The sequence below is a fragment of the Xenorhabdus kozodoii genome, from assembly GCF_002632875.1.
Taxonomy (GTDB): domain Bacteria; phylum Pseudomonadota; class Gammaproteobacteria; order Enterobacterales; family Enterobacteriaceae; genus Xenorhabdus; species Xenorhabdus kozodoii.
The window spans coordinates 1-6970 of the sequence record NZ_NJCX01000050.1 but is presented as its reverse complement, the minus strand read 5'-3'; the positions used below and the strand labels follow the sequence as shown (position 1 = coordinate 6970).

Sequence of the window (6970 nt, the reverse complement as noted above, 5' to 3'; positions counted from 1 at the left end):
GCAATATATTTTGCGATACGTGATTTACTTCCCATGTATTTCACCCTTATCCCCTCCACTCTATTTATTGGCGCAGCCAGAAAACAAAAAAAGCCACGCCATGCGCAGCCTTAGATTCGTTATCCGTTATCAAATAACACTATCCGTAATCAAATAGCGCTATCCGTGATGAACGGTGGGTTGGATTTACTACTGGTAGAAATAGAAAAACCCCGCCGAAGCGAGGTCTGGGAATTCAATAAGCTGGTGACATTGCTATCACTCTTATCACGATAGCAGTATTTTTACGATCGTAAAGATTTATTTTAAGTTACTGCATAATTGGCGTTGGTTAATATCCATTGGCTCCAGTTGGACGTATTTGTCCATCTCCAATGAAACATCCAGCATCATTAACATCCCTTCAATAACCCCTTCTGCTTTCTGGAGTCGCTTACCGATATGCGTATCAGAACAATGATACTCATGGGCTAACTGCATGAATGTTTTTCCAAATACGTAATAGTCAAATAGCAAGTCATGGTTATCACTATCTTTCTGGTTTAGCTTTGCCATACAACTGGAAATAACCATAGCGTCATCCTCACAACACTGAGGACGGGACTTGACTCTATTAGGGATCAACCCCTTGAACCCCGCTGCGATAGATGACCAATAAACCCCGTCACTATTATCAGCCACCCATGCCCCCCAGCGCTCCAATACCAATTGAATGTCACGCATCAACACATTCCCCCACCAGATTAAGGATAATGCTGTCGGTCAGCTCATGATCATGGAACCGCTCTTCTTCTAACACCCATTTGCAGACGTCTATCGCTTCCTGACGGCTTATCGGCTGAATGGTGGCGAGTTTCCCTTCAAGATAATCTTCCCGGTCATAGATATAATACCGCTCATCACCGTATCCGCCCGGATTTAGCTCTTTGTCTGCCACGTTGCGCATCTGATATAACCAATCCCAATACAGGAACTCACGGACGACATCAGACAGGGTATGCGGTTCGGGGAGCTGTTCAGCAAAGCCTTTCGCCGTTGCTTTTCGCAATTTCTCAGTTTCGTTAACACGATCACCGCGCATACACCCTTCGGCCTGTTCTGTTTCGTTCCAGTAGTAGAAAGGCTCATAAATGCCTGCCAATTCCCCCACCAGCATTAATTTTTCCGGTTCGGTCAGTTCCAGTGCCGCTTCATAGCTGGCAAAAGCCGCCCTCACCTGACTGGCTTTTTTAATCTGTTCTTTTGCCCGATCAATATAACCCTGCGGGTTATCCATGCTCATTGTGCCAAAAGCAATCTGGAAAGCATGAGCGCCCGATTTCATCAGATAATCCGAATATTTTTTCTGTGCCTCCTTCGGGGTGATTTTCAGCTTCTTCAAGGCTTCCTCAGCGGCCTCAAGGTGGGCGGGTTCATTGGTTTTAATCACCTCCAGCACCCACAGGTAAGCATCCACCTGTTTGTTGCCGGTGATTTTGCGCTGAACCGGTAGCGGCTTCACCGTTGCCAGCGCCGTGCTGTAGGTCGCTTCTGGAATAGTGAAAAGAGCTTTGTGCACTAAATTGTCCGTCATTATGCTGTCTCCTGTCATTAAAGTGCCTTGTCGGTATAGCGGCGTTCTTTTTGTTTGGCCTGTTGCTGCATCCGGCAAACTTCTGCGGCAGAAATCTGGTCGGTTGGTAGGTAATGTCCGTGCCTGAATTCCTGATAGACGGTGCCAGTTTCCCCATGACGGTTCTTGTCCAGAATGATTTCGGCGTATCGTTTGGCTGGGCTGAGCGGGTTGTATACCGCATCCCGATAGGTAAAGAGAATACGATCTGCATCCTGCTCCAGTGAGCCGGAATCCCGCAAATCGGCCGCAATAGGGCGGCGCTGATTTAATGGGCGTTTATCCACATCCCTTGATAACTGGCTCAATGCGGTAACTGGGGTATGCAGGCGTTTAGCCAACCCCTTAAGCGCTTTCGATATCTCCGCCACCGCCAAATCGTGGCGATCGGCCTTGGGTTTTTTAATCAGCCCCAGATAGTCCACGAAAATGCCCCGCAGGTTGGGATGGCGGCGTTTATGGGTTTCACTAATGGCGCAGATTTGTTCGATGCTCAGGTTACTGGCGTCCAGTATATGGATATTCCGATCCTTCAACGCGCCGAGTGCGTTTCCAATGCGCCCCCAATCTTCGTCATACAGGTCGCAATTCCTGAGTTTGACGACGGGCATGTGCGCCGAGCCGGCCACCATGCGTTCAGCAATCTGTTGCGCCGCCATTTCCATGGAAAACAACAAAGCACCGCCACCGTCGCGGGTCATGCCGTCAATCATGCACAGCGCCAGCTCCGTTTTACCCATACCCGGACGTCCACCCAACAATATCAAATCAGTCGGGTTAAATCCGCCGGTCATCTCATCCAGCGGTTCAATCCCCGTAAAGACCATGCCAGTTTTTCCCTGGTTACGGGACTCCAGAATTTCAACGTAACCGTCAAGCAGCGTGCCAATCGAAACGGGCTGTAAACCGCTGTCACCCCAAGATAACCCGCTGAACTGGGAGGAAAAGGCACTAATCAGCTCTTCGGCCTGAGTGTGGTTACCGCATGCCTGAATGTCTTTCTGGTAACGGTTGATGAGGTCGGTTACCTGACGAACGCGCCAGTAACTCATAACTTTCTCAGCATAACCTTTTAAATTGGCCTGCCAGACAGGGGACTTTGCCAGTTCCAGTAAGTTAGCCAGGGTGCCCTTTTCCTCCCCCATCGCATCCGCAATGAAAAAGGGATCGATAATGGCACTACTCAGCGCCTGCTTCTTGATTTCCCCATAGACCCGACGCAGGTAAGTGGAATTAAACGCCTCATCGGGCAGAGTTGCCAATACGTCATACGCATCAGGTGTCGCGCCGCCTGACAGCAACCCGCTAATCACGGCACTTTCTAAATCATACTCATTCATGCTATCACCCTCCGGTAGCTGTCCCAGTCAAATGCCAACACCGTGCCGCCCTGAAACAACCGATCCAGTGTCCTGTCTCCCAAGAATTGGGTTAATTCAGTCACGGGCAAGTTACTGATCAGGATGGTGGGCAACAGGTCTTCATAGCGGTTATTCAAGACTTCAAACAAAATATTGCGCTCGGATTCTGTGCCGTACTGCACCCCGATTTCATCAATCACCAGCAAATCCAGCTCGCTGTAAAATTGCAGGGTGTCAAATTCGCTCATTTCACCTTCGCTATTCCACGAACGACGAAAAGCCCGGATGATGCGTGATGCGGTAGTGATAAAAACATCTTCATCACCCCTTGCGGCAATCTCGCGGCAGATGGCTACGGCAAGGTGAGTTTTTCCTGTTCCCTGACGCCCACACAGGATCAACCCCTCCCCGCCCGCCTTACGCTCCGCCCATGTCTGGACATAACCCTGACAGGTTTTCAGGTTATGCGCCGCCTCAGGATTTTGCGGCTGATAGGTATCAAAGGTTGCCTGGGCAAAACGTGGGGCAATGTTCAGTGTGCCGAAATTGTTTATTTCCATGACCTCCCTCCCAATCAAAGATTTTTTGTCCAGTGCGCACCGTGCGCTTCGTAGTGTTTGTGCTCAAAGCCCGTGTGTGTGTTGGGTTGCTGTGCCCGGCCGGGTTTGAGTTTGTCGGGAAATAGTCCCTGCCAGCTATTGGCGATGGAGGTACAAATCACCTGATCAGGATCTGGACATCCCGCCAGTTGTTTGGCCTGCTGTCGGCAACTAGTTTCCGTCAGGGGCTTTTTGATTTCCCGTCTGAACCTCACCCAGTCAGCCCATGTATCTGCACTGACGTTTTCTGGCTTGGCAGTCAACGGATCAAATTTTAATTTTTTTACTTTTTTACCCTGCCCAGCCCCGTGAGGGGTAAGGGGTGTATTAGGTTTACTGACTGGTTCTTTGACTGGTTCAAAAGAGTGACTGGTTCTGGTGCCATCTGACGGCACAGGGGGTATGCCATCTGACGGCACAGGGGTGTCAGTAGATGGCATAGCTGTGCTTTTTGGTGGCATAGGGGGTATGCTTTCTGGTGATACAGGGTCAGCCGATAAATTCAGGTAATAAAGATTTGACGCATTCCCTTTACCACTGTGATTACCCAGCCTGTTTTCCTTGATAAGCAATCCCATTCCAATGAGTGAATCAATGTGGCTTCTCACCGCACTTTTGCTGCATTCACAGTGATCAGCAATATGCTGATACGAAGGCCAACATTCCCCTTTGTCATTTGCATTATCGGCCAGCTTGATGAGCACCAGCTTTCTCAGTGGATTACCTACTTTGGTGCTCATTGCCCTGACCATCAAACTCATACTCATACAGATCGCTCCCGTTGCATCACACCTAACAACAACCACGCTCCCCATATCGGGATCACCAACAGCGCCAGCGCACAAACAGCAACCGACTGAAAGCTATTCATGGGCCTTCTCCCCAGCATCTCCTGAATCCACACGCCATCGTCAGGGTAGAAATGCGATGGCATGGTGACTTTGGTGAAATTGGAAACATGCTTATTCCTCTGGTGGTGGGAAGACATCATCTAGCGTGAGTTCAACTCCTCGCCCCCTAAAAGCGGAAACTATTGTCCTGCAAACGGCAAGATCAGGTTTTCGTCTTCCATTTTCGTAATGCCCTATCGCACCAGGAGTGCACCCCACTATTTCTGCTAACCCTTTTCGAGTGATCCCTAGACCAGTTCTAATTTTTTTTATCTTGTTCATTTCGCTCCTCCTCATTCAAATGATACATAATGTATCAAATATAGCAATACTAAGATACAATATGTTTATTGATGAAATAGGTACAATTTGTATAATTAAGGTATGAATATGAACTGGTTTGATATTGCCAAAGACCGAATGAAGGTTGATGGCATCACATACGACAAATTAGCCGAACACCTAGGTATCACACGAGGTGCGATAGGTCATTGGCTAAACGGAAGAAGAGAGCCATCAATCAAGGAGATCGCTATGATCCTAGATTTTTTAGGAATTAAGCAGGTTGTTCTGAATTCCGATGGCACCATTTCCACATTAGGAGAACAGGCGTCCCACGCTGTCAATATCGAACCCAACACTCTAACCAAAGAGCAAGAAGAGCTGTTGAGTTTGTTCGACAGCCTCCCTTCAGAGGAAGCGGAGCGATTTTTGCGGGAATTGAGGGCAAAATCGGCGCATTTTAATGCGATTTTTACCGAAATGCTGGCGAAGTTTGGCAAGAAAGCACGTTAACAAAAGAATTTCCGTCTGTAAATCATAACGCTGCAAAATGTTATGCCGATCATAATTTTTCGATAAAATATTATATAAGCCACCAGTGGTGGCTTTTTTTTGTCCTCAATTCTGGTTGCAAGGCAGCTTCCCCTATTACATTTTTTGTTCATTACAGATATTAAAAATAATGGTACATTTTGTATTGACCCGGTAAGGTACATATTGTATCGTTTAGATACCGCAAAACACAAAGTTTAAAAAGGTTACGGGGTATCAAGACAAATGGTTAATCACGGAGTGACTCATGTTCGATAATGCAATTTCAAAAGAAGATTTCCTTGATCTGCACACGGTGCTAGAAGCAGTGATGATATTAGGAAAAATGGATAATAAACGCGCAAAAAGCATCGCTCAACAACTTATCGAATTGTTGAGCGAAAGAGCCAAAGAAATTGGGAACGCTGAATAAATCATGAAAACTTTTATCTTCGGCGCAATAGAGCGCTCCAACATGAAACAAAGCCGCCCTATATGTATTAAGGCTCAGGCAACTAATGAGCAGGAAGCGAGAAAGTCACTAGCTCCTACGCATGTAATTTTAGGCTGGATGGGTCAAATAGTTAATCGTAACTGAGATAAATAATATTAATTTTGAGGAAATATAAGGTGAGGTAATATGAAAAAAAACAAGCTATCGATTGGTGGCAAATTCCACCTCCAGAATGCACTGGAAATTAATGAAGAAATGCAGACTTTATTAATACCATTATTAAAAAAAGTCGAGAGCGATGTTGGAATTGATGCTTACTCAATGTTGAGAACGGTACTTAGATTATCAATATGTCAAAATCGCGATCTTGATGAATTAAATAATTACTCAGAATAATAACTCAAGGTGAAATATGTTAAGAGAATTAGAAACAGCCGTCGAAATTGCAGAAGAAATTGAGGCCGCAATATTTCCCGTAGTAACTGCAATTCAAAATGAAGCCGAGCCAGGCACTTATTTAATGTGTCGTGGTATTTATCGTCAGGCATGTAATTTAGCTCAACGGTTAAGGGATATATTGGAGGAACATGATAATGGAAAACAAAAATCTTGAATTAGAAGAAGTTCAAAACCTGTTAGAGAAATTACAATCACTTTTACATCTTTGGATGGAAGGGCACTTAAGTGGAGAGGATGCTTATATATTAAGTATCGCAACTGAAATCAATCATAAAGCATTGCAAGAAATAACACGAGTCAGAGGAATAAAATACTCATGAATGACATCCGAAAACACATTTCTGTTAACAAAGAACGTTTGCAAAAAATGGAAGATGATAATTTAGGTTATTTAGTTTCTTCAAGTGAGGATGTCATATTCTCAATAACAAATGGAATGAAAGCCATTGGTAATTTAGCAAGTGCCGCAGTTCATAGTGCAGAATACTCCCAAGATGATGCCATGATTGATCTAGAAAGAATAGCACATCTGCTAACTGTAGTGCCCCTTATTATCGAAGCGGAATACGAAAATGTTTTTAAAGCAGAGAATGAAATAAGAGAAAGGGAAAGGAAAAAATTCAGCCAAAAAACACAACAATAACTAATTATAAAAATAACAAAACAAATTTAATTACAGCGCCATCGCTGGGGAAACACTCACCCTAAAAATGGGGAATAAAAAATGACTCAATCAACTTTGCTTGAAAGAAAACGAAAGGCATTTATTCACGTCAAATTAA

General features: G+C 45.3%; 13 protein-coding genes. 7 read left to right on the top strand and 6 right to left on the bottom strand.

All coding sequences use genetic code 11. The annotated features are described in order from the left end of the window. Positions 1–300: 300 nt before the first annotated feature. The 6 genes from Xkoz_RS18680 to Xkoz_RS18655 form a co-directional block, all read right to left on the bottom strand. Positions 301–723: an antiterminator Q family protein gene (locus Xkoz_RS18680; RefSeq protein WP_099143443.1), complete on the bottom strand. Its 423-nt coding sequence runs from the start codon at positions 721–723 to the stop codon at positions 301–303. Beyond that, positions 716–1576 (bottom strand): helix-turn-helix domain-containing protein, encoded by an 861-nt coding sequence (locus Xkoz_RS18675; protein ID WP_167386630.1) that lies wholly within the window; start codon positions 1574–1576, stop codon positions 716–718. The genes Xkoz_RS18680 and Xkoz_RS18675 overlap by 8 nt, the downstream gene beginning before the upstream one ends. 14 nt (positions 1577–1590) lie before the next feature. Then, the gene (locus Xkoz_RS18670; RefSeq protein WP_099143441.1) at positions 1591–2952 is read right to left on the bottom strand and encodes a replicative DNA helicase; all 1362 of its coding nucleotides are present in this window, start codon (positions 2950–2952) and stop codon (positions 1591–1593) included. Next, positions 2949–3533: an ATP-binding protein gene (locus Xkoz_RS18665; protein WP_099143440.1), complete on the bottom strand. Its 585-nt coding sequence runs from the start codon at positions 3531–3533 to the stop codon at positions 2949–2951. The genes Xkoz_RS18670 and Xkoz_RS18665 overlap by 4 nt, the downstream gene beginning before the upstream one ends. Before the next feature lie 14 nt (positions 3534–3547). Further along, positions 3548–4339, bottom strand: a complete 792-nt coding sequence (locus Xkoz_RS18660; protein ID WP_099143439.1) for a helix-turn-helix domain-containing protein — start codon at positions 4337–4339, stop codon at positions 3548–3550. A 195-nt stretch (positions 4340–4534) separates the two neighbouring features. Then, the gene (locus Xkoz_RS18655; protein WP_099143438.1) at positions 4535–4744 is read right to left on the bottom strand and encodes a helix-turn-helix transcriptional regulator; all 210 of its coding nucleotides are present in this window, start codon (positions 4742–4744) and stop codon (positions 4535–4537) included. A gap of 108 nt (positions 4745–4852) precedes the next feature. Between Xkoz_RS18655 and Xkoz_RS18650 the strand changes: the two genes are divergently transcribed. From Xkoz_RS18650 to Xkoz_RS18635, 7 genes are all read left to right on the top strand, one after another. Then, positions 4853–5257, top strand: a complete 405-nt coding sequence (locus Xkoz_RS18650; protein WP_244183524.1) for a helix-turn-helix domain-containing protein — start codon at positions 4853–4855, stop codon at positions 5255–5257. A 286-nt stretch (positions 5258–5543) separates the two neighbouring features. Next, positions 5544–5708 (top strand): hypothetical protein, encoded by a 165-nt coding sequence (locus tag Xkoz_RS21430; protein ID WP_167386629.1) that lies wholly within the window; start codon positions 5544–5546, stop codon positions 5706–5708. A gap of 3 nt (positions 5709–5711) precedes the next feature. Continuing rightward, a complete protein-coding gene (locus Xkoz_RS26480; RefSeq protein WP_099143416.1) occupies positions 5712–5873 on the top strand; it encodes a host cell division inhibitor Icd-like protein in 162 nt (53 codons plus the stop codon). A gap of 42 nt (positions 5874–5915) precedes the next feature. Further along, positions 5916–6125, top strand: a complete 210-nt coding sequence (locus Xkoz_RS18645) for a hypothetical protein (RefSeq protein ID WP_099143436.1) — start codon at positions 5916–5918, stop codon at positions 6123–6125. A 16-nt stretch (positions 6126–6141) separates the two neighbouring features. Further along, complete coding sequence (locus tag Xkoz_RS23635) at positions 6142–6342, top strand: hypothetical protein (protein WP_244183523.1); 201 nt, start codon at positions 6142–6144, stop codon at positions 6340–6342. Further along, positions 6323–6508 (top strand): hypothetical protein, encoded by a 186-nt coding sequence (locus Xkoz_RS23630; protein ID WP_244183522.1) that lies wholly within the window; start codon positions 6323–6325, stop codon positions 6506–6508. Before Xkoz_RS23635 ends, Xkoz_RS23630 begins: the two co-directional genes overlap by 20 nt. After that, the gene (locus Xkoz_RS18635; RefSeq protein WP_099143435.1) at positions 6505–6831 is read left to right on the top strand and encodes a hypothetical protein; all 327 of its coding nucleotides are present in this window, start codon (positions 6505–6507) and stop codon (positions 6829–6831) included. Before Xkoz_RS23630 ends, Xkoz_RS18635 begins: the two co-directional genes overlap by 4 nt. Positions 6832–6970 lie beyond the last annotated feature (139 nt).

What these genes read in the sequence shown, in the direction of transcription:
- Xkoz_RS18680 (WP_099143443.1), bottom strand. Translation starts at nt 723, where the DNA reads ATGCGTGACATTCAATTGGTATTGGAGCGCTGGGGGGCATGGGTGGCT.
- Xkoz_RS18670 (WP_099143441.1), bottom strand. Translation starts at nt 2,952, where the DNA reads ATGAATGAGTATGATTTAGAAAGTGCCGTGATTAGCGGGTTGCTGTCA.
- Xkoz_RS18665 (WP_099143440.1), bottom strand. Translation starts at nt 3,533, where the DNA reads ATGGAAATAAACAATTTCGGCACACTGAACATTGCCCCACGTTTTGCC.
- Xkoz_RS18660 (WP_099143439.1), bottom strand. Translation starts at nt 4,339, where the DNA reads ATGAGTATGAGTTTGATGGTCAGGGCAATGAGCACCAAAGTAGGTAAT.
- Xkoz_RS18655 (WP_099143438.1), bottom strand. Translation starts at nt 4,744, where the DNA reads ATGAACAAGATAAAAAAAATTAGAACTGGTCTAGGGATCACTCGAAAA.
- Xkoz_RS18650 (WP_244183524.1), top strand. Translation starts at nt 4,853, where the DNA reads ATGAACTGGTTTGATATTGCCAAAGACCGAATGAAGGTTGATGGCATC.
- Xkoz_RS21430 (WP_167386629.1), top strand. Translation starts at nt 5,544, where the DNA reads ATGTTCGATAATGCAATTTCAAAAGAAGATTTCCTTGATCTGCACACG.
- Xkoz_RS26480 (WP_099143416.1), top strand. Translation starts at nt 5,712, where the DNA reads ATGAAAACTTTTATCTTCGGCGCAATAGAGCGCTCCAACATGAAACAA.
- Xkoz_RS18645 (WP_099143436.1), top strand. Translation starts at nt 5,916, where the DNA reads ATGAAAAAAAACAAGCTATCGATTGGTGGCAAATTCCACCTCCAGAAT.
- Xkoz_RS23635 (WP_244183523.1), top strand. Translation starts at nt 6,142, where the DNA reads ATGTTAAGAGAATTAGAAACAGCCGTCGAAATTGCAGAAGAAATTGAG.
- Xkoz_RS23630 (WP_244183522.1), top strand. Translation starts at nt 6,323, where the DNA reads ATGGAAAACAAAAATCTTGAATTAGAAGAAGTTCAAAACCTGTTAGAG.
- Xkoz_RS18635 (WP_099143435.1), top strand. Translation starts at nt 6,505, where the DNA reads ATGAATGACATCCGAAAACACATTTCTGTTAACAAAGAACGTTTGCAA.